At 34.1% G+C, this 21,908-nt stretch carries 24 protein-coding genes and 1 tRNA gene; 21 read left to right on the top strand and 4 right to left on the bottom strand.

Going from position 1 to position 21,908, the window contains the following annotated elements; all coding sequences use genetic code 11:
• The first annotated feature begins 13 nt into the window (after window positions 1-13).
• Entirely contained in the window at window positions 14-919 is a 906-nt protein-coding gene (locus G3A46_RS09970; RefSeq protein WP_206736000.1) for a GYDIA family GHMP kinase, read from the top strand.
• A gap of 6 nt (window positions 920-925) precedes the next feature.
• Window positions 926-1,402, top strand: coding sequence for a hypothetical protein (locus G3A46_RS09965; RefSeq protein WP_165149396.1), 477 nt, complete (start codon window positions 926-928; stop codon window positions 1,400-1,402).
• 59 nt (window positions 1,403-1,461) lie between these two features.
• Here the strand turns inward: G3A46_RS09965 and G3A46_RS09960 are convergent.
• Window positions 1,462-1,534, bottom strand: a tRNA-Phe gene (locus tag G3A46_RS09960).
• Between the two features lie 146 nt (window positions 1,535-1,680).
• Between G3A46_RS09960 and G3A46_RS09955 the strand changes: the two genes are divergently transcribed.
• From G3A46_RS09955 to G3A46_RS09870, 18 genes are all read left to right on the top strand, one after another.
• Window positions 1,681-2,424, top strand: a complete 744-nt coding sequence (locus G3A46_RS09955) for a type III pantothenate kinase (RefSeq protein WP_165149394.1) — start codon at window positions 1,681-1,683, stop codon at window positions 2,422-2,424.
• Window positions 2,409-3,650 (top strand): MtrB/PioB family outer membrane beta-barrel protein, encoded by a 1,242-nt coding sequence (locus tag G3A46_RS09950; protein WP_165149393.1) that lies wholly within the window; start codon window positions 2,409-2,411, stop codon window positions 3,648-3,650. Before G3A46_RS09955 ends, G3A46_RS09950 begins: the two co-directional genes overlap by 16 nt.
• Window positions 3,651-3,668: 18 nt before the next feature.
• Window positions 3,669-5,033 carry a hypothetical protein gene (locus G3A46_RS09945; RefSeq protein ID WP_165149391.1) on the top strand — a complete coding sequence of 455 codons (1,365 nt, stop codon included), beginning with the start codon at window positions 3,669-3,671 and terminating at the stop codon, window positions 5,031-5,033.
• A 2-nt stretch (window positions 5,034-5,035) separates the two neighbouring features.
• Window positions 5,036-5,611, top strand: a complete 576-nt coding sequence (gene lptC / locus G3A46_RS09940) for an LPS export ABC transporter periplasmic protein LptC (RefSeq protein ID WP_165149389.1) — start codon at window positions 5,036-5,038, stop codon at window positions 5,609-5,611.
• A complete protein-coding gene (locus tag G3A46_RS09935; RefSeq protein WP_139855998.1) occupies window positions 5,601-5,795 on the top strand; it encodes a hypothetical protein in 195 nt (64 codons plus the stop codon). The genes lptC and G3A46_RS09935 overlap by 11 nt, the downstream gene beginning before the upstream one ends.
• 67 nt (window positions 5,796-5,862) lie before the next feature.
• The gene (locus G3A46_RS09930; protein WP_165149387.1) at window positions 5,863-7,116 is read left to right on the top strand and encodes a hemolysin family protein; all 1,254 of its coding nucleotides are present in this window, start codon (window positions 5,863-5,865) and stop codon (window positions 7,114-7,116) included.
• Window positions 7,117-7,203: 87 nt separating this feature from the next.
• Window positions 7,204-9,318: a peptidylprolyl isomerase gene (locus G3A46_RS09925; protein WP_165149385.1), complete on the top strand. Its 2,115-nt coding sequence runs from the start codon at window positions 7,204-7,206 to the stop codon at window positions 9,316-9,318.
• A gap of 138 nt (window positions 9,319-9,456) precedes the next feature.
• Window positions 9,457-10,362: a tryptophan 2,3-dioxygenase family protein gene (locus tag G3A46_RS09920; protein ID WP_165149383.1), complete on the top strand. Its 906-nt coding sequence runs from the start codon at window positions 9,457-9,459 to the stop codon at window positions 10,360-10,362.
• Window positions 10,363-10,439: 77 nt separating this feature from the next.
• On the top strand, window positions 10,440-10,796 hold the full coding sequence (locus G3A46_RS09915) for a DUF488 domain-containing protein (RefSeq protein WP_165149381.1): 357 nt from the start codon (window positions 10,440-10,442) through the stop codon (window positions 10,794-10,796).
• Window positions 10,797-10,821: 25 nt separating this feature from the next.
• The gene (locus G3A46_RS09910) at window positions 10,822-11,577 is read left to right on the top strand and encodes a DUF481 domain-containing protein (RefSeq protein ID WP_165149379.1); all 756 of its coding nucleotides are present in this window, start codon (window positions 10,822-10,824) and stop codon (window positions 11,575-11,577) included.
• Between the two features lie 107 nt (window positions 11,578-11,684).
• Complete coding sequence (locus G3A46_RS09905; RefSeq protein WP_139855993.1) at window positions 11,685-12,023, top strand: arsenosugar biosynthesis-associated peroxidase-like protein; 339 nt, start codon at window positions 11,685-11,687, stop codon at window positions 12,021-12,023.
• Window positions 12,024-12,071: 48 nt separating this feature from the next.
• Window positions 12,072-13,148 (top strand): arsenosugar biosynthesis radical SAM (seleno)protein ArsS, encoded by a 1,077-nt coding sequence (gene arsS, locus G3A46_RS09900; RefSeq protein ID WP_165149377.1) that lies wholly within the window; start codon window positions 12,072-12,074, stop codon window positions 13,146-13,148.
• Window positions 13,149-13,688: a rhodanese-like domain-containing protein gene (locus G3A46_RS09895; protein WP_347237690.1), complete on the top strand. Its 540-nt coding sequence runs from the start codon at window positions 13,149-13,151 to the stop codon at window positions 13,686-13,688.
• 40 nt (window positions 13,689-13,728) lie between these two features.
• Complete coding sequence (locus tag G3A46_RS09890) at window positions 13,729-13,908, top strand: hypothetical protein (RefSeq protein WP_165149375.1); 180 nt, start codon at window positions 13,729-13,731, stop codon at window positions 13,906-13,908.
• Between the two features lie 31 nt (window positions 13,909-13,939).
• Window positions 13,940-14,632, top strand: coding sequence for a TIGR04282 family arsenosugar biosynthesis glycosyltransferase (locus G3A46_RS09885; protein WP_165149373.1), 693 nt, complete (start codon window positions 13,940-13,942; stop codon window positions 14,630-14,632).
• Window positions 14,633-14,654: 22 nt separating this feature from the next.
• Entirely contained in the window at window positions 14,655-15,473 is an 819-nt protein-coding gene (locus G3A46_RS09880; RefSeq protein WP_165149371.1) for a purine-nucleoside phosphorylase, read from the top strand.
• Between the two features lie 412 nt (window positions 15,474-15,885).
• Window positions 15,886-16,437 (top strand): transposase, encoded by a 552-nt coding sequence (locus G3A46_RS09875; protein ID WP_165149370.1) that lies wholly within the window; start codon window positions 15,886-15,888, stop codon window positions 16,435-16,437.
• 54 nt (window positions 16,438-16,491) lie between these two features.
• Window positions 16,492-17,373 carry a sterol desaturase family protein gene (locus tag G3A46_RS09870; RefSeq protein WP_165149369.1) on the top strand — a complete coding sequence of 294 codons (882 nt, stop codon included), beginning with the start codon at window positions 16,492-16,494 and terminating at the stop codon, window positions 17,371-17,373.
• A gap of 22 nt (window positions 17,374-17,395) precedes the next feature.
• Here the strand turns inward: G3A46_RS09870 and gldC are convergent, their stop codons facing one another.
• Both gldC and gldB read right to left on the bottom strand, forming a co-directional pair.
• Window positions 17,396-17,737, bottom strand: a complete 342-nt coding sequence (gldC, locus tag G3A46_RS09865; protein WP_165149368.1) for a gliding motility protein GldC — start codon at window positions 17,735-17,737, stop codon at window positions 17,396-17,398.
• Window positions 17,737-18,726: a gliding motility lipoprotein GldB gene (gldB, locus tag G3A46_RS09860; RefSeq protein ID WP_165149367.1), complete on the bottom strand. Its 990-nt coding sequence runs from the start codon at window positions 18,724-18,726 to the stop codon at window positions 17,737-17,739. The genes gldC and gldB overlap by 1 nt, the downstream gene beginning before the upstream one ends.
• A gap of 162 nt (window positions 18,727-18,888) precedes the next feature.
• Here gldB and nadE point away from each other — a divergent pair, with 162 nt between their 5' ends.
• On the top strand, window positions 18,889-19,677 hold the full coding sequence (gene nadE / locus G3A46_RS09855; RefSeq protein WP_165149366.1) for an NAD(+) synthase: 789 nt from the start codon (window positions 18,889-18,891) through the stop codon (window positions 19,675-19,677).
• 133 nt (window positions 19,678-19,810) lie between these two features.
• On the opposite strand, the gene dnaG is transcribed toward nadE, so the two are convergent.
• Window positions 19,811-21,769 (bottom strand): DNA primase, encoded by a 1,959-nt coding sequence (gene dnaG / locus G3A46_RS09850; RefSeq protein WP_165149365.1) that lies wholly within the window; start codon window positions 21,767-21,769, stop codon window positions 19,811-19,813.
• Window positions 21,770-21,908: the final 139 nt, after the last annotated feature.

Raw genomic sequence — 21,908 nt, 5'->3', positions numbered from 1 at the left:
GAAGAATAGAAAATTGATTAATAACTTTCATAGCAACGGTAAATTACTACTCACAGGAGAATATGTCGTTCTTAGTGGGGCTTCTGCTTTAGCGATTCCAACAGCTTATGGACAAAGTTTAAAAATTGAATTTTCAGAAATCAAGGGGCTTCATTGGGAAAGCTATGATGAAAAAGGCGCTATTTGGTTTTCAGATATTTTCGACTTAAAAAGCTTAAAAAGTAAAAATGCGGATAACCCCATTTCTAAAACTTTATCAAACATTCTACTTGAGGCTAGAAGTTTAAATCCTGAATTTCTTTTAAAAGATACAGGGCTTCACGTTTCTACAACACTCGATTTTCCTCGTAATTGGGGCTTAGGCACCTCTTCTACCTTAATAAACAATATTGCCCAATGGGCCAATGTTGATGCATTTCAATTACTTAAAAATAGTTTTGGAGGCAGCGGATACGATATTGCAGCAGCTCAAAACGACACTCCTATAGTATATAGGTTAAACAATGAAATTCCCGAAATAAATAAAGCACATCTTCCTTGGGGTTTCACCGATTCGATATTTTTTGTTTATCTGAATCAGAAACAAGACAGTAAGCAAGGGATTTCAAGATTTAAGAAAGCGACTGTCAATAAAGAAACTCTTAAGAGAATTTCGGAGATTACAAATTCACTTTTAGTCTGCAATTCACTTGAGGAATTTGAAAGCTTGATGAATAAACACGAGCAAATTATTTCAGAAATAATAAACCTTCCTACGGTTAAATCAAAGTTATTTAGTGATTTTTCAGGCACCGTGAAAAGCTTAGGCGCTTGGGGTGGCGATTTTGTTTTAGCTACGGGAAACAAAACAGAAATGGAGTATTTTAGAGAAAAAGGATTTAAAAAAATCGTATCTTTTGCAGATATGATTAAATCCTAAATCTGTATGAAACATATAATAATTGCCGTTTTTACACTCCTTTCTGTCGGTACATCAAATTCACAAACAAAAGTTTATTCAGGAAATTCCAATTACAGTAGCGATATTATTTGCAATCTTAAGGATGGAAAAGTTTATAAGAAAAACTCAAATTATTCGAGCGAAATTCTTTGTAAAGTTTCTGGAAATAAAGTGTACAAGAATAACTCCAATTACTCAAGTGATGTTCTATTTACCGTAAAAGAAGGAAAGGTCTATAAAGGAAACTCTAACTACTCAAGCGACATCTTGATGAATATCAAAGATGGGAAGCTATATAAGAAAAACTCTAATTACTCAAGTGATGTCATCCTTACTATAAGAGACGGAAAAGTTTACAATGGCAATTCCAGTTACAATAGTGATGTATTATTTACAATAGACAATTTGGTTACTATCGAGGAGTTTGTAGCTATATACTATGTATATAAGTACGTTTATTAAAAATTAGAATTACTATATATAAAACAAAAAACCCGAAACTTGCGTTTCGGGTTTTTAAGTGGTGCCTCCAAGAATCGAACTAGGGACACACGGATTTTCAGTCCGTTGCTCTACCAACTGAGCTAAGGCACCATTGTTTGAGACGGCAAATATAAAGCATATTTCGATTTCACAAAACTTTATTTGAAAAAAATATTGATTTTTTTTCTCTCTATTTAATATGTCCTTAACAATAAGTTAATTAGCATGTGTGTACTTTTACGCACTTAATAATGATTATGAATCTTGTAATTGATGTAGGAAACACTTCAATAAAGTTCGGAGTGTTTGATTTGGAGGCAATTAAGTGGAAAACGACTAGTAACGAGGATAGTTTTCTTAAAACCTTGGATGAAATTTCAAAAACATTTCCTTCTATTAAAAATTGTATTATATCATCTGTCGCTAATCTTTCAAAGGAACATTTATCTAAATTAGAAGAGAGTTTTGATGTTTTAAGTTTGAATCATCAAACAAAAGTTCCATTCAATAATAGATATGCTACACCTCAAACTTTGGGTATAGATCGTATAGCCTTAATGAGCGCAGCATCTTTTCAGTATAAAAATACAAACGTATTGGTGATCGACGCTGGTACTTGCATCACTTATGATTTTATTAATTCAGAAAATGAATATCTAGGCGGCGCAATTTCACCAGGAATCACAATGCGCTATAAATCGCTACATACGTTTACAGATAAACTTCCGTTATTAGAAAAAGCCCATCCAAATTCATATATAGGAAACAACACTGCTAACTCTATACATTCGGGTATAGTGAATGCTGTTTTGTTCGAAATTGAGGGTTATATAGCTGAGTATAAAAAAGAAAACGAGAATTTAACAGTTATTTTAACAGGAGGAGACACACATTTTTTGCGAGATAGTATAAAAAATGACATCTTTGCCAACTCAAATTTTTTATTGGAGGGATTGAACCATATTTTAGAATATAACAAACATTCATGTTTAGAAAAATAGTAATTGGTTTATTTTTGCTAATAGCCGGCTCTACAATGCTAGCTCAAGAAGGAACCACCTCGCCATATTCTTTTTATGGAATAGGATCGTTGAAATTTCGCGGAACTGCCGAAAACAGATCAATGGGGGGAATCGGTGTCTTCACAGATAGCATTCATATAAACTTACAGAATCCTGCGGGATATGCGGGACTACGCTTAGTGAACTTTTCAGTAGGCGCGAGCCATAAAGCTCAAAAGCAAAAAAGCGACACTGGTAGCCAAAACACTTCATCTACATCATTAGATTATTTAGCTATGGGAATTCCTATGGGTAAATTTGGAATGGGATTTGGACTTCTACCTTACACTGCAGTTGGATATGACTTTTATTCGGAAGTACCAGACGGACTTACAGAATACTCTGGAAGTGGTGGTTTAAATAAAGTATTCCTTTCTTTAGCATATCAAGTTACACCTGAATTTAGCTTAGGAGTAGATGCTAACTACAATTTCGGAAAGATAGAAAACACAGCAACTACTCAGAAATCTGATTTACAATACGGAACTCAAGTTTACAATAGCTCAGACTTATTAGGTTTCAGCTTTAATTTTGGTGCCCTGTACAAGAAAATGATTACAGACAAGCTTGAATTAACAGGTTCTGTAACTTATTCACCTGGTACAAGTTTTAATTCAGAAAACTTTAGAAGAATAGGAACTGTAAACATCTCCCCTGTTGGGATAATTCCTATTGATGAAAGAGAAGTTGCTGTAGACGATACCGACTTTACTTTCCCTTCACAATTAACTTTAGGAGCAGGATTAAGCAAGCCTAAATATTGGGGAATTGGTGTTGAATACACCAACCAACAAACTAGCAATTTCTCAAATCGCACTTTTACTATAGATCAAGTAACTTACAAAAATGCATCTAAATTCAAATTAGGTGGATATTATATTCCTAACTACAATTCATTTGGAAACTACTTTGACAGAGTGGTTTACAGAGCTGGAGCACGTTTTGAACAGACAGGTTTAGCTGTAAACGGTCAGGACATAAACGAGTTTGGCATATCTTTTGGGTTAGGACTACCTGTAGGTCGATTATTCTCTAACATGAACTTAGGGTTTGAAATCGGCAAACGCGGAACCACCGACTTTGGATTGATTCAAGAAAACTTTTTTAATACATATTTGAGTTTCTCACTAAATGACCGTTGGTTCGAAAAAAGATTATACGATTAATACAATAACAGCAATTCCATGAAAACTAAATTCATTTTACTATTTACCATTGTCTTATTAGCAACTTCAGCAAAAACATTTGCTCAAGCTCCTGATGATTGTGCAATTACTTTATCATACTTTACCGAGCCGGCTAGAATTAAAAATTACGAAGCCGCACTTCCTTATTACGAGCAATTAATTAAAGAATGTCCAAACTACCATATCGCTACTTACCAATATGGTGTAAAAATGTTTGAATACTTTATTGATGAAAAAGGTGATAAAAGTAAAGTAAATGACCTTATTCAAGCTTGGGAATTGAGGCTTGAAAACTTCCCTGCTAAAACTAAGGAAGGAGATGTTCTTTCTACTATCGCACAGTTAAAGTACGACAACAACATTGGAACTAAAAAAGAACAGTTTAACGCTTTTGACACTGCTTTTAACAAGCACCCAGAAGATTTTACTAGCGGAAAGAGCTTGTACACTTACTTCTCTTTAGCTGTAGATTTACACAATTCAGGAGAAAAAGAGCTTCAAGAAATATTTGATCTTTACGACCAAGTAACTGCTAAAATTGATTCTCAAAAAAACTCACTAGCTGAAAAGCTTACTGTTTTATTAAACAAAGCTGAAAGCGGAACAGCGCTTACTAGCAAAGAAGAGCGTGCTAAAGCTGTTTACGAAAACAACTTAGGTGTTTATACAACTGTAGAAGAAAGTGTAAATGGTAAATTAGGTCAGTTAGCTGATTGCCCTAACTTAATTCCACTTTACGAAAAAGATTACGAAGAGAAGAAAAACGATATCGATTGGATTAAGTCTGCAAGTAACAGATTGGATGCAAAAGATTGTGATAGCCCACTTTCAAACAAGTTAGCTGTTCGTCTTCACGAATTAGAGCCAAGTTCAACATCTGCTTACCTATTAGGAAAGCAAGCTGAAGCTGAAGGAAAGTCATCTAAAGCATTAGAGTACTTCAACCAAGCTGCTGATCTTGAAAAAGACAACTCTAAGAAAGCACGTATCTACTACAGTATCGCTGAAAACTACCGTAAGAAAGGAAGCTATGGTACTGCAAGAAACTACTACAACAAAATGTTAGAAGCTAAGCCATCTGCTGGTATTGCTTATTACAAAATTGGAGCTATGTACGCAGACAGCGCAAACGGATGTGGAACTACTGTATTCGAAAAGAGAGCTATGTACTGGTTAGCTGCCGATATGATGGATAAAGCTGCACGTGTTGATGGAACTATCGCTGGAAACGCTAGAGCTGCCGCAAGTAGCTACAGAGGGCGTGCTCCACAAAAAAGTGATATCTTTAGCGAAGGAATGGCTGGAAAAACAGTTACCTTTAACTGCTGGGTTGGCGGTAGCGTTAGGGTTCCTAACTTATAAGAATGATCACAAGTATAAATATTGTTAAAAGCGTGATGGCCATAATTATGGTCATCACGCTTTTTGCATGTGAAAGCAATTACAAAAACGTAAAAAAACTCACACTTTCTGATGGTGCCCCTATCGCAGAAGGTGAAGGAATAAATTTTAAATACACAGATTCCGGCAAACTTATCACCAACCTTTTGGCAGAAAAACTACTAGATTTTTCAAACCAAAAATTTCCTTACAAAGAATTTCCAAATGGAATTGAAGTTAGATTTTGGGATAAGGAAGGTAAAAAAAGTACGGTGAATTCTGATTACGCTATTCAATATGATGGTACAGGATTAGTAGATTTGCGTGAGAATGTAGTAATTGTTACAGCAGATAGTGTTGTACTTAAAGCTCAACAGCTTTATTGGGATCAAAAAAATCAATGGGTATTTACAGACCAACCCTACCAAATAAAATTCAAGGACGGTTCCTATAATAATGGAGGAAGATTTGATGGAAATCAAGACTTCACAATTTTTTCTTCACGAAAAAACGAAGGCGTCCAATTAATCGATAAAAATAAAACTGAAGATGTTAAGTAAAGCTTACTTGTTTTTTGAATACGCATACCTTGCCGTTGCATTGTTTTTTATATACGAAACCGTAAACAATTGGAGTGACGATAGAAGCCGCGCCTATTTATATTTGTTTTTCGCTGTAGTTGCAATTGGAATGTTTTTCTTTAAAAGAAACTTCAGAAAAAAGATGAATAACCAAGACAAATAATTCATTTTAAATTTACAAACTTGTAATTTTGAATATTGAATTTTAAATTCTGACCTTTGAATAACCTATGGATTATAGCATTATAATAATTTTTACAATGTTAATTCTCTCCGCATTTTTTTCGGGGATGGAAATAGCCTACGTTTCTTCCAATAAAATCCATATCGAAATTGAAAAAAAGCAAAACAACTTTTTAGCTGGAGTTTTAAAAAAAATCACAAAACGGCCTTCAAAGTTTATTGCTACAATGCTCGTAGGAAACAATATTGCCCTGGTTATATATGGTTTCTATATGGGTGATTTACTCATGAAGTATATTCCGCTGGCTGGATTTAGCGGTTTATTAATCCAAACCGTTATATCAACTTTAGTAATTTTAATGACGGCGGAGTTTCTTCCGAAGGTGTTTTTTCAAATCTACGCCAACAACTTGGTGAAAATATTCGCGGTTCCCGCCTATTTTTTCTACGTTGTTTTTTCATTAATCTCAGAATTTATAATCTGGATTTCAGACCTAGTTCTAAAATTCGTTTTTAAAACTGAAGGAGATACTGTTCAATTAAGCTTTAGTAAATTAGAGTTAGGAAATTATATTTCTGAGCAAATGGATATAGCCGAAACTAAAGAAGAAATGGATTCGGAAATTCAAATTTTTCAAAACGCACTAGACTTTTCTGAAGTAAAATCTAGAGAAGCTATGATTCCAAGAACTGAAATTGTAGCAGTAGATATTGATACTTCCCCAAAAGAATTAGCTAAAATTTTTACTGAAACTGGGTTTTCTAAAATTTTAATTTACAAAGAAAACATAGACGACATTTTGGGCTATGTTCACTCCTTCGAACTTTTCAAAAAGCCATCGACCATTAAAAAGGTTTTGATGCCTGTGATTTTTGTTCCTGAAACTATGCTCATTAAAGACGTGCTTGCCGTTCTTAGTAAAAAAAGAAAAAGTATAGCAGTTGTAATTGACGAATATGGTGGAACAAGCGGAATTATTACAGTAGAAGATATTATTGAAGAACTTTTTGGAGACATTGAAGATGAACACGATAGCATCGCTTTAATTGAGGAAAAACTCGGAGAAGACCACTACAAATTCTCTGCACGATTAGAAGTAGATTACATAAATGAAAATTACGACTTAAATCTAACCGAAAGTGAAAACTACGAAACATTAGGCGGATTGATAGTTAATTTCACAGAAGAGATTCCCGATAAAGGTGAAACCGTAGAGATAGATAATCACCTTTTCACTATACTTGAAGTGTCTAGCACCAAGATAGAACTTGTGGAAGTTAGAAACATAGGCGAAGATTAGAAATTAAATATTCACCACTTTTTTCAATTTAGTTTTTATTAATGAGTTGAAAATGCTATTTTCGCCACCTATAAATTTGAACATCAAATGGCAATCTTAAACAGCATTAGAAAAAGAGGGATATTTCTTATCCTTATTATCGCATTGGCGCTTTTCGCCTTTATTTTAAGCGATATTATATCAAAAGGAAGTACAGGACCTAAAGGTCAAGATACCATTGCAACGGTAAATGGTAACGAAATTCCAAGACAAAGCTTCATGGAGCAAGTAGAGGCAACCCAACGTAATATGGGACCTAATGCAAATGCTACACAAGCTATGAATATGGTTTGGGATCGTGAGTTACGCCGTGTAATCATGGAAGAGCAAATTGAGAAAGTAGGTATTACTGCAGAAAAAGCTCAAATTGATAATGCATTAAAAACTGCTTTAGCAAACAACCCTACATTTTTAAATGAAGCAGGACAAGTTGAAGACGCTAAAATTCAAGAATACATTGCCAGCATTAAAGCTTCATCACCTCAAATGTATGCTCAATGGCTAACATTTGAAGAGAACATAGCTAACAGTGTAGTTCAAACTACCTACAACAATATGATCATGGGCGGATTACGCGCTACTATTGCTGAAGGTGAGCAAGAATACCATTATAAAAACGACAATTTAAATCTTCAGTATGTTTTAGTGCCTTACACTAAAATTGCAGATGAAGAAGTTAAAGTGTCTGAAGATGAGATTAAAAAATACGTGTCAGCTCACGCTAACGACTATAAGGTAGATGCTCAAGCAGATATCCAATATGTATTTTACGAAGAAACTCCTTCAGAATCTGATTCTGAAGAAGCTAAGGCTGGAATCACTGCTTTATTAAACGACAAAGTTGAGTTCAACCAAGACACAAAATCTAACGATACTATTCCTGGTTTTAGAAACACTAACGATTACGAAGAATTTGTAAATGCAAATTCAGACATTCCTTTCTTTGACCAATGGTTATTCAAAAAAGATCTTCCTGCATCAGAGGCAGAAAACTTAATAAACCTTAACAAAGGTGATGTTTACGGACCATTCAAAGTAGATCACTCTCTTTACCTAACAAAAGTTTTAGACACTAAGCAAATGCCAGATTCTACTGAGTCTAAGCACATCTTAATTAGATATGTTGGTACAATGCGTGCTCCAGAAACAATCACTAAAACTAAAGAAGAAGCTAGAAAATTAGCTGACAGCCTTTTAAGTGTTGTTAAAAGAGACAAATCTAAATTTGCTGAACTTGCTGAAGAATTTTCTGATGATGGATCTGCAGATAACGGAGGTGATTTAGGAAACTCTACTCCAGGTAGAATGGTTCCTCCATTTGACGAGTTTATTTTCAACAACCCAACAGGAACTGTAGGTTTAGTAGAAACAGATTTCGGTTTCCACATTGTTGAAGTTGGAAAGCAATCAGCTGCTAAAAAAGCTCTTAAACTTGCGACGGTTGTAAAAGCTGTAGAGCCTTCAGAAAAAACAATAAACAACGTATTTTCTGACGCTTCTAAATTTGAGCTTGCTGCAAAAGACGGTGACTTTAACGAATTAGCTAAAGCTAGCAACCTTGAAGTAAAACCAGTAAATAAATTAGGTAAAATGGATTCTAATATCCCTGGTATCGGAGATAACAGACCAATTATCAACTGGGCTTTTGAAAAAGACACTAAGGTTGGTGACACAAAACGTTTTAGTGTTCCAAACGGATATGTAATCGCTCAAGTTACACGTAAGAACGAAAAAGGATTAATGAGTGCTGCAGATGCTTCTACTAGAGTTATTCCAATTTTACGCAACGAGAAAAAAGCGAAAATGATTCGTGAGTCAATTACTGGTACTACTTTAGACGAAATTGCTAAAAGTCAAGGAGTAATTGTTCAAACTGCAACAGGTGTAAATATGGCTGCTCCAACAATTGGTGCAAGCAGAGAACCTAAAGCTGTAGGAATTGCATTTGGTACTAAACCTGGTGAAACTACTGCATTGATAGATGGAAACAAAGGTGTTTACAAAATAAAAGTAACTGCCTTCAACCCTGCTCCAAAAATGGAATCATATTCAAATTATGCAAACCAAATGAGCAATCAAGCTGCACCTGGTGCTCAGAATGCAGTTTATAACGCACTTAAAAAGAAAGCAGAAATTGAAGATAACCGCGCTAACTTTTACTAGTCGCTAACTTCACATAAACTTTAAAAGCCCTGTTGCAATTTTTTGTAACAGGGCTTTTCTTTAAAAAGCATTTTTTAACAAACCATACTATAAAAATTCTTTATTTTTAAAAAAAAGAAAAAGACACATCTAATCATCATGGATAATAAAGAACTTATTGAAGCCCTTGTAGAAAAATACACCAATCTAGGTGAAAATCCTGAAACATACCTAAAAGGATTACTACAAGCCAAACCAATTAATTATTGGGATTATATACAAGTAGACACACTGCTATCGCTGCAAAAAACTCGAACTGATTATAAAGACGAAGAGATTTTTGTAATGTATCATCAAGTAACAGAGCTTACTTTAAAAATGATGATACACGAAATCAAGCAACTTTCAGAAGGTGAAAATCTTTCAGAAGAAGTTTGGATTACAAAACTAGATAGACTAAAAAGATACACAAGGATGCTTATTACCTCTTTCGATATTATGAAAGAAGGAATGAGCTATGAAGACTATAACATCTTCAGATCCACACTTACACCTGCTAGCGGATTCCAAAGTGCTTCCTTTCGCTACCTAGAACTATACAGCACTAAACTTGAAAATTTGGTTAATAGCAAGGGGCAAGAAAGATTACCTGAAAACCCGACTTTAGACGATTATTTTGAAAATCTATATTGGAAAGACGCTGGATATAATAGGAAAACCGGCAAAAAGACATTAACTCTTATTCAATTTATAGAAAAATACGAAGACGATTTTAAATCCTTAGCCAAGAAACTTAAAGGGAAAACTCTTGAAGAAAGAGTAATGCAAATGGACAACCCTTCTGATGAACTAAAGGAAAAACTAAAACAGTTTGACCATTTTTATAATGTAGCTTGGCCATTAGTTCATTTAGATACTGCACAACATTATTTAGATAGTAAAGGTGAAAATAAAGCCGCTACGGGTGGTTCGGAGTGGAAAAAATACCTGCATCCAAAATACCAACAACGTAAATTTTTCCCTAACCTTTGGTCTAAAGAAGAACTTGCTTCTTGGGGTGAATAACTTAGGTTGTTAACCAACAATAAGTTGGTAAAGGATAATAGTGAGGTTTGATATTGGGATACAAAAACTTATAGCTTGTGGAAATTCAAATTAAAAGAATTTATGAGGAAGCATCTAAAGATGATGGCTATAGGGTTTTGGTAGACCGTATATGGCCTAGAGGCGTAAGTAAAGAAGAAGCAAAACTTGACAAATGGATGAAGGAAATTGCTCCATCCTCAGATCTTCGAAAATGGTTCAATCATAAGGAAGAAAACTTTAATGAGTTTTCGAAAAAATACAATGATGAACTTGAAAAACATTCAGATTTGGTAACTGAGCTTCTTCAAAAAAGTAAAAAAAATAAACTTACTCTTTTGTTTGGTGCTAAAGACACAAAACACAATCAAGCAATTGTATTAAAGAAGCACCTTGAAAATAAAGTAGACAAATAATCGTAACCCTATTACTTTCTTGACTATGAAGTATATTTTATTACCCTTATTCCTCCTATTATCTTTCAATATAAGCGCCCAAGTTATAAATGCCGAATCCTTTAGAAGAGTTACAGACACATCTGGATTTTCAGGTTCAACTAGTTTAGATTTTGCTTTAAAACGTGATGTTAATGACAAGCTGAGTATCAAGAATAACATTCACGTACAATACAAAATGAATCGACATTTAGTCCTTCTTAAAAATGAAATAGAATTTCAAAGGATTGAAGGTAATAAATTCGAAAACCGAGGTATTCAACATCTTCGCTATAATTACAAACTTTTCCCAAACATAACCTGGGAAGTTTTTGGTCAAGGTCAATACAATAAAGTTTCTAAAATCGACTTTCGCGGTCTTGTAGGAACGGGGCCACGTTTCAAACTTACACAGCTAGAAGACTATAAATTCTATTTAGGAACTTTACTGATGTATGAACACGAAAAACGAGATGACATTCTCAATCCAATTAAAGAAGGGATAAGAGGTTCTATTTACTTTTCATTTAGTCTTTATCCTCAAGACTACCTAACAGTAATTAGCACCACCTATTACCAACCTATGCTTAAAAGTATAACAGACGATTATAGAGTTTCCTCTCAGACATCATTATTGGTTCATCTCTTCAAAAATTTTAGCTTTAAAACTACCTACACTTTTAATTACGATGAAATACCTGCCGAAGGAATCCCAAATTCCCAATACGAACTAACAACAGGGGTGGTTTATTCTTTCGATTAAAAGATTTGAAACTTTAGTTAACATCTATCGTTTTCAAAAACTACTTATCTATATTTACATTAAATGAAGATTCGACCATCTTCAAATACATAAATTTTATAATAAAAATGGCTTCAGATAATTATTACGACCCTAAGGATTTAAGAAAATTTGGTAAAATCACTGAATGGAGTGAAGAGCTTGGTGAGAAATTTTTTGAATACTACGGAAAAGTTTTTGAAGAAGGCGCACTTACCGCTCGTGAAAAAGCTTTAATAGCGCTAGCAGTTGCACATACAGAACAGTGCCCTTACTGCATCGATGCCTATACTAAAGACAGCCTTCAACGAGGTGTTACTAAAGAAGAAATGATGGAAGCCGTACACGTTGGCGCAGCAATAAAAAGCGGCGCAACACTTGTCCACGGCGTAATGATGATGAATAAAGTAAATAAGTTAGACGGATAAATTTCAACGACTACTGATTCTTTTATAGGAATTCAATTAAAACATTCTATGCTGAAAGAGAAAAAGAAAAAACAACAATCACTTCACAAACGCAATAGTGATCTTGCTGTAGCGAATAAACAACTCGAAAAACTCTCCAATGGTATTTTTGCTAACGGAGACCTTCCTACTTTTTCTGAAAAAATAAACGAAACAAATCAATTTCCGCTACGACCAAAAGGTTTAGAAATTCTACAAATCAATGTTGGTTATATGTGTAATCAGGTTTGCGAACATTGTCATGTAGACGCAGGGCCAGACAGAAAGGAGATAATGACGCGGGAAACTATGAAGCAGTGTTTGGATGTAATAAAAAACACGGGAGCACATACCTTAGACCTCACCGGTGGGGCGCCAGAAATGAATCCCAATTTTCGCTGGTTTGTAGAAGAAGCTAGTAAAGTAGGTATTAAAGATTTTATAGTAAGAAGTAATCTTACTATTATCCGAGCCAATAAAAAGTATCACGATTTACCTGAATTTTTTAAAAAACACAATGTTCATATAATAAGCAGTATGCCACATTGGACGCGTGGCAAAACCGACAAGCAACGCGGAGAAGGCGTTTTCGACCAATCTATAAAAGCGCTACAAGAACTCAATGCTGTGGGCTATGGAATGCCAAATAGCGAATTACGTTTAGATTTAGTTTATAATCCCAGTGGAGCGTTTCTTCCTAGCAATCAAGCTAGCATGGAAAAAGATTTTAAAAAAGCACTACTTGAAGATTTTAATATCCAGTTTCATAACCTATTTGCGATTACAAACTTGCCCATTTCAAGGTTCCTTGACTACTTAATAGCTTCGGATAACTATGAAGATTATATGTATTCCTTAGTAGATGCATACAATCCCGCTGCTGTTAAAAACGTAATGTGTAGGAATACCATTTCTATAAGTTGGGACGGATTTTTATACGACTGTGATTTCAACCAAATGTTAGAATTGAAGGTAGCTAGTAAAATCCAACACATCTCTGAATACAATGAGGAAATTCTTAACAACAGAAACATTGTAATTTCTCAGCATTGTTATGGATGTACAGCTGGTGCAGGAAGTAGTTGCCAAGGTACAGTTACCGAATAAATGATGAAACAGTTAAGCACAGGTTTTAGTCTATTTATGAAAAGTTTCATTATCGTATTTTTCCTCTTCGGATTTAGTGTTGCAAGCGGTCAAACTCAAAAAAATTTAGATATTCTATTGCAACAAAACAACTCAGGTAGTATCCCCTATATTTCTGTTGAGGAACTACAGAATTTATTAAAAGAAAATTCAGTAGTTGTTCTAGATACACGAGAAGCAAATGAATTTAGTGTAAGTCACATAACTTCAGCAAAAAACATCGGTTTTGATATGTTTTCTTCGGAAGATAAGCTTCTTCAAAATTTAGATAGAGATACACAGATAGTTGTTTATTGTTCGGTTGGAATACGTTCTGAAAGAATTGGTGAAAAATTAAAAAAAGTAGGCTTTTCAAATGTAAAAAACCTTTATGGCGGAATCTTTGAATGGAAAAATAAAGGCTATTCGGTTCTTGATTCTAAAGGGAATGAAACCGAAAACATCCACACATTTTCTAGACGTTGGAGTCATTATTTAAAAGCTGGCAATCCTGTTTACTAAATCATAAACATCACAGGATTTATATTATAATTGAATAAAAATGAAATCAAATAAAAACGTTTTATTACTAATTGGAGCTTTTATTCTATTAGGCATCAATTTAGGAATGGTGAATTGGAAAAGTTTTGCTTCGGAACAAAACCTTGCGGCTGGCTTTGGAATTATCATAAGTTTGCTTATTATTTCTCTTCAGTTTAAGAAAATAAAAAAGCAGAACTAAGCTGATAGAAAACTATTTTGACTACTGACAAATGGCGATAATAAACCCAAATACTTCAGACGATGCCAATAGTATGGCTGCCGATTTCCACTTCCCTACTTCCAAAAACGCTTTGATTATTTTTACCCGTAACCCAGAATTGGGAAAGGTAAAAACACGCTTAGCTAAAACAATTGGCGATGAAAATGCTTTGGAAATCTATAAGTTTCTTTTAAAGCACACTGCTGAAATTACTGAAAACTTAAATGTAGATAAATTCGTTTTTTATTCAGAAAACATTCATCGTAACGATTTGTGGAATCCAGATGTTTTCAGAAAAAAACTGCAATCTGGAAATGATTTAGGGGAGCGGATGAAAAATGCTTTTTCAGATGTATTTGCAATGGGTTATGAAAGCGTAATTATTATTGGAAGCGATATGTTTGACATGGATACCCAAGATTTAGAAACAGCTTTTGTATCACTGCAAACATCACCCTATGTTATTGGCCCTGCCTCTGATGGCGGCTATTATCTATTGGGAATGAAACAACTCAACACCAAAGTTTTTGAAAATAAAGTTTGGGGTACTGATAGTGTTTTGAAATCTACTTTAAACGATTTAAGACAATTTAAGTACACCTTATTAGATGAGAAAAATGATATTGATTACTATGAGGATATAAAAGATGTAGAAGCTTTTCATCAATTTGTACCACCTCATTTAGATAGTAATTTTATTTAAACAGACAATAAAAAGTAACGATATGAGCGTACCAAAATTTATAAAAGAAGCGGCAGAATACCTTCAAAATCGCGGATTTGAAAAACCAGAAATAGGAATTATACTAGGTACTGGTCTCGGGAAAATAGTTGAGAAAGTTGATATAATTGCCGAAGTTAGCTACAATCACATTCCTAACTTCCCTACTGCGACTGTAGAGTTTCACAAAGGAAAATTAATTTACGGCACACTAGAAGGGAAAAAAATCGTGGTAATGCAAGGTAGATTTCATGTTTATGAAGGCTATACACTTCGCGATGTAACATTCCCTGTAAGAGTTATGCATCTTTTAGGAATTAAGCGCCTTTTGGTAAGCAATGCAGCAGGAGCAATTAACCTCAACTTCAAAAAAGGAGAGATAATGCTCATAGACGATCATATTAATTTACAAGGTGATTCTCCCCTAGCCTTTAGAGGTGTAGAAAAAATGGGCGAACGTTTTGTAGATATGAGCGCCCCTTATGATGCAGAAATGAATAAAATCATTGAACAAGTTGCTACAAACAACAACATAACGCTTCACAAGGGTGTTTACGCAAGCGTTGTAGGCCCGCAACTTGAAACTAGAGCAGAATATCGCTATTTAAAAATTATTGGCGCAGATGCCGTTGGAATGAGTACTGTGCCAGAAATAATTGTTGCAAACCATTTACAACTTCCAGTTTCGGCAATTTCAGTCTTAACAGACGAATGTGATCCAGACAATCTAAAACCAGTCAACATTCCTGATATTATTGCTGCTGCCAACAAAGCAGAACCAGATATGATAACATTATTTACTGAATTGATTAAGCAGTTGTAAGTTGAATTGCGATACCTATTCGAGACCTGTTAGGTTTAAACACGTAAAACATTTTGATTTTGCATCCAATACAGGAACCAATATAATTACTTAGTTTAGTGAGTTCAACAAAATATGTATTTCACAATCCAGACCTGTCAGGTTTCAAAAACCTGACAGGTCTAAACATTCAAAATATTTTGAATTTGCAGCCAAAACAAAACCTGATATAATAACTAAATTTAGCAAACTCAATAAAAAATTTTAATTCACACACCAAACCTGACAGGTTTCGAAAACCTGTCAGGTTCAAACATGCAAAACATGTTGAGTTTACATCCAATACAGAACCCGATATAATTACTTAATTTAGTAAGTTCAACACTAAATTGTATTTCACAATCTAGACCTGACAGGTTTCAACACGTAAAATATGGATTTTTTAGAAGAAACATATTTCTATCACATCTTCAATCGTGGGAATAATAAACAAGATATTTTTAAAGAAGATGAAAACTATTATTATTTTCTAAAATTAGTTAGAAAATACATTCTTCCTATTGCAGATATCTATTGCTATTGCCTTCTCAAAAACCATTTTCATTTACTAATTCAAATTAAAGAAAACGCAGAAAAACCCTCTCAAGCTTTTTCAAATATGTTCAATGCATATTCAAAAGCATTCAATAAAAAATATGAAAGAGTTGGGAGTTTATTTCAACGACCATTTAAAAGAATAAGAATTTCTGAAGAAAAATATTTAAAGCAGCTAATATTATACATCCATTTAAATCCTGAAAACCACAGAATTATTGATAATTTTGAAAATTATAAATTCAGCTCATATAATTCAATAATTTCCCCAAAACCAACAGCTTTAAAAAGAACAGAGGTAATTGATTTTTTCAATGATATTGAAAATTTCAAACTTGTACACAGACAAAGAAAACCAATAAACGAAAATTTAGATTTTATAATAGAATAAGCCAATTTTAAACCTTTTTCGCTTTAGAAAACTGTCAGCTTTCGTATATAAACAATGGAAAAATACATAGAAATATTCAAGAATTCTTACTACGGATACTTTAACTACTTGTGGAAGGAAATCACTCATTTTCATTGGGAAAACTACTTCTACGGACTTATCCTTGTCTCCCTAATAGTTTGGGCATTAGAGCTACTTTTCCCTTGGAGAAAAGACCAGAAAATCTTCAGAAAAGATTTTTGGATGGATACATTCTATATGTTCTTCAACTTTTTCTTATTAAATCTGATTGTTCTTATTTTTCTTTCAAATGCAACCGCTGAGCTTTTTAATGATTTACTGAGTTTAATAGGGTTAAAGATTTCAGATTTTCAGCTTCTAGATTTAAATGCACTCCCATTCGGACTCGACCTACTTGTATTCTTTTTAATTACAGATTTTGTACAGTGGAATACGCATCGTTTACTTCATTACTCTCCATTCCTTTGGAACTTTCATAAAGTACACCATTCAATAAAAGAAATGGGATTTGCAGGACATCTGCGATATCATTGGATGGAACCAATAGTGTATAAGTCTTTACTGTATATTCCTCTAGCAGTAATAGGTGGGTTTGATGTACAATCTGTAGCAATTGTACATTTTTCTGCCCTTACTATTGGGCATTTAAACCACGCAAACCTAGGCTGGGATTATGGTGTGTTAAAATATATTTTCAACAATCCAAAAATGCACATTTGGCATCACGCAAAAGAACTGCCTGAAAATCACCAATACGGAGTAAATTTTGGAATTAGTTTAAGTTTATGGGACTACCTATTTAAAACCAGTCACGTACCTCACGATGGTAGAGATATTGAATTAGGTTTTGAAGGAGACGAAGAATTCCCAAAAGATTTTATAAAGCAAACCATATACCCTGCAAAAACAAAGTAAGGTTTGCTTTATAAACTAAATCTTATTTTGTTTTCTTAAGCTCTAATTTTTCTGCAAAATAATCGCAGAAGTCACGCATTGTATCGCTCATTTTGTCATCGTTTGTAGCACGTTGAAAAGTATCAGCCATCGCAGTTAACGTTTGATGGAAGAAAATTTTCATCTCATCCATTGGCATCTCTTTTGTCCATAGGTCGATACGCAAAGACTCTTTGTTTTTATGATCCCAAACCGACAGCATTACAGCTTTCGATTCTTCGTTTGTAACTCCGCCGTCTTCGGCTGTCCAATGTATAGTTTCAGGGATTTTATTTTCGTCTAAACCAACGTTTAGTCTTATTTCAGATTTGTGTTTTACAGCCATTATTTCTTTGGTTTGTATTTTGAATTATTAAATATTTCGTCAGCACCAGTAATCATTAATTGCTGAACAGTTGTATCATTATTATCCATATATGCGCGCACTATTTGCCAGCCGATATATCTTCCTAACATTCCTGGAGAGTCATTATCTATTTCTAAATAAAACTTAGAAAAAGGAGCCGGATTAATAAATCGTGCACCTAGTCTTTGATCGGTACTATAGAGCAATTCATTTTCTACAAAATAACGCCACATATAGAGTTCATTTTCCTCAGACCATTGTATTTCTTCTTCAGAATATCCCATTTTATCAGCATCTGAAGTTTTTGGAAGCCATACATCTTTTAGATACTGCATTTTTCCATAGTAAATAATTTGTCCTAGGAATGTAGCATTAGTAGGTGGCTTAATATATTCTCTTGAAAAAACTTCAGCTACATCTTGAATGAGCTGTGAAGGCTTCATTTCCTTTTTGATATATTTATCAATCCCTCCATAAAACTCGTGCTCGCTACCTAAATAATTGTCTAGTGCAAGAACCAACATACTATCGGCAAGAATAACTTTATTTCTGTAGTCTACATCAGAAGTTACTGTAACCACCAAAGGAGTCAAAAACTGTGGGAAATAATATTTTATATGCTGAAATAGCGGAATGATATCGTCTTCTATAAGTTGAACTTCTGGAAAAACCTTAAAAACCTCATCTTCCAATTGATTTTGAAGTGTATCTGTTAATTTTTGCACCCAAATGCTATCGTGATATTGCACTGGGAAAAACTCCGGAAAACGCTGCTTTAATACTGGTAAATCGGCAGGCGAGGCATCGGCAAACTCCTTGTCAAAACGCACAATTTGTACATCCATCGGGATTTGTTGAATTTCCTTTTCTAACTTACTATCGCTATTACACGAAAACAAAAGAACTCCAAAAAGAAGTAGAAAAATATATCGCATAGAATTAAAAATGTTTCTATTGGTTAACGCCATTGATTTTAATTAATTTTATCTTTATCAACTTTTTGACGTGCAAAGGTACCTTATTGTTGAATGAGTTTAAAAGTTTAGGGTTTAAAAGTTTTATATAGGTACACCACTGCTTAGGAAATAAATAGACCTTAAATCAATATAAATTTTATAAATATCGAAAAAATGCAAACCGAGAAAGTAATCGAATATATCGTAAGTTGGCTAAAAGACTATGCCGTAAATTCAAAAACTGATGGTTTTGTATTAGGTATAAGCGGCGGAATTGATTCTGCTGTTGTTTCAACTTTATGTGCAAAAACAGGTTTGCCGACACTTTGTGTAGAATTACCTATTCATCAGGCTCCAAATCAAGTGAGTCGTGGTAGAGAGCACATTCAGTTTCTAAAAGATAATTATTCAAATGTTAGTAATACCGAGGTAAATCTTACTTCAGTATTTGAAGAATTCAAAAAAGAAGTTCCCCAAACTGAAGACGATAGTTTCCTCGATCTTTCCCTAGCAAACACTAGAGCGAGGTTAAGAATGACTACACTTTACTATTTTGCAGGCTTACATCGTTATTTAGTTGCTGGCACGGGAAATAAAATTGAAGATTTTGGTGTAGGATTTTACACTAAATATGGTGATGGTGGTGTAGATTTAAGCCCCATTGCAGATTTGATGAAAAGCGAAGTTTACAAGCTTGGCGAGGCTTTAAATATTCCAGATTCTATAATGAAAGCCGCTCCTACCGATGGTTTATTTGGCGATAGCAGATCCGACGAAGACCAACTTGGTGCAAGCTATGATGAATTGGAATGGGCAATGAAAATGACAGAAGCAGGAAAATCTAGTGCCGATTTTAACGGAAGAGAAAAAACTGTATTCGAAATATACACGCGATTAAATCGTGCCAACAAACATAAAATGGTTCCGATTCCAGTTTGTGAAATTCCAAAAGAGTTGCTCTAAAGTTATTTTTAATATAGTATTCGATATTCTTAGAAATAATCGGAAGACACTATATATTTAACTACATTATATCAATTTATTGATTCTAAAACTTGAGTTGTATTCGGAAATGAAATCGATAAATTGAATGTGCTTATACTACCCTATTCAGTTTATTTGAAAGCACTTTTTTAAGGGTTAGGTAATCTACGATTTCCTGTAAACTTGACTCTTTTTCAGGGTTATCATTATCTCTCATCATTTCCGATAAGTCATTTATTTTTTGAGAAACTAAATGACGTCGTAAATTTAAGATGGTCTCACTTACAATTTGGGCAATGGTTTTATCTTTTCCTTTTACATAGATCTCCATACGCTCCCAATTGTGAAGCTCATAGCGTTCTTCTTCCATCAATACATGCGTTACAGCTGTTGCAAGTTCTGGTTCTAAATCGTTAATAAAGGTTTCTGCTTTGGCTTCAGGGTTTTGATTAAAACGATTTACTACTTCATAATATATCTTTTTAAACTCAGGATTTGTGAATTCAATTTCGTCATCCTGTAAGTCAAGATAAATTTTTTCATACACTCGAGCTTTATGGATTTCAGGTTTTAAAGAAATTTCTCCTTTTTCATCAGCTTCAAGTATTAAATCTTCAAAATCTTCTTCAACATTGCCATACAGTAGAAGAAGTTGGATAATTTTTTGCTCCAATTCAAATTGAACATCTATTTTCTTGGCTTTTTTTTCAGAGGAAACTACTTGAAATGCTTCCTGTTTTACTTCAGCTTTTTTTGAAGAATCCTTATTATCTTTTCGAAGTAATTGGGCTAAGGTATTAAACAGCACCTCTTCCGAAATATCCATAATACGCGAACACTCCTTAATATAAATTTCGCGTTTTATTACATCTGGAATTTTAGCAATGCTGTTAACCATATCGTGTATGGTTTCAGATTTTTTAATCGGGTCGTTTTTAGCTTCTTTTGCTAATAATGAAGCTTTAAAAGTGATAAAGTCCTTAGAGTTTTCTTCCAGGTACAGGCTTAAGTCTTCCAAAGAATTTTTCCGTGAAAAGCTATCTGGATCTTCCCCTTCTGGAAAAGTACAGATTTTCACATTCATTCCTTGCTCCAAAATCAAATCTATCCCTCGTAAAGACGCGCGAAGTCCAGCTGCATCACCATCAAATAGAACCGTGATATTTTTGGTAAGCCTATTAATTAGTCTAATTTGCTCTGGCGTTAAAGCAGTTCCAGAGGAAGAAACTACGTTGTGGATACCTGTTTGATGAAACTGAATTACATCGGTATATCCTTCTACTAAGTAGCAATTATCTTCTTTTGATATGCTTTGTTTTGCATTGAAAATCCCATAAAGAACCTTGCTCTTATGGTAAATGTCACTTTCAGGAGAGTTGAGATATTTTGCTGCTTTTTTATCTGAAGTTAAAATACGCCCTCCAAAACCAAGAGTACGCCCGCTCATGCTTAAAATCGGGAACATCACTCTTCCCTTAAAGCGATCGAATTGTTTTTCACCTTTTACAATGGACAAACCTGTTTTCTCGAGGAATTCAAGTTTATATCCTTTTTTAATTGCGTGACTGGTGAATGCTTCCCAGGAATCTGGTGAGTAACCCAATTCAAATTTCTTAATCGTTTCATCGGTAAAACCTCTTTCTTTAAAGTATGAAAGTCCGATGGCTTTTCCTTCTTCGGTTTTTAATAAGGTGTTATGAAAATAATTTTTAGCAAATTCACTAACTAAATAAAGACTTTCACGTTCGTTAGCTTGTTCTTTCTCTTCGCTAGATTGCTCGGTTTCTTCTATTTCAATTCCATATTTCTTAGCTAGAAATTTTATTGCCTCAGGATAGGTAAAGTGTTCGTGTTCCATTAAAAACGACACCACGTTTCCACCTTTTCCACTACTAAAATCTTTCCATATTTGCTTAACAGGACTAACCATAAAACTTGGTGAACGCTCATCTGTAAACGGACTAAGCCCCTTGTAGTTGCTACCAGATTTTTTCAATTGTACAAAATCGCCAATCACCTCCTCTACTCGAGCAGCTTCAAAAACATTATCTATAGTAGTTCTACTTATCAATTTATGGTGAATTAATAGTTTGTTGTTAAGAATTTTGGATTTGTAAAAATAGGGATATTAAGAATGAAAAACCTAAGCCTTTACTATTTCAGTTAAAATAAAAAGAACCTACAAGGAGCCCCGCAAAAACGGGAAACAC

It is taken from the genome of Aequorivita sp. KMM 9714 (assembly GCF_011065475.1).
GTDB lineage: Bacteria > Bacteroidota > Bacteroidia > Flavobacteriales > Flavobacteriaceae > Aequorivita > Aequorivita sinensis.
This window is presented reverse-complemented; position numbering and strand designations above follow the sequence as displayed.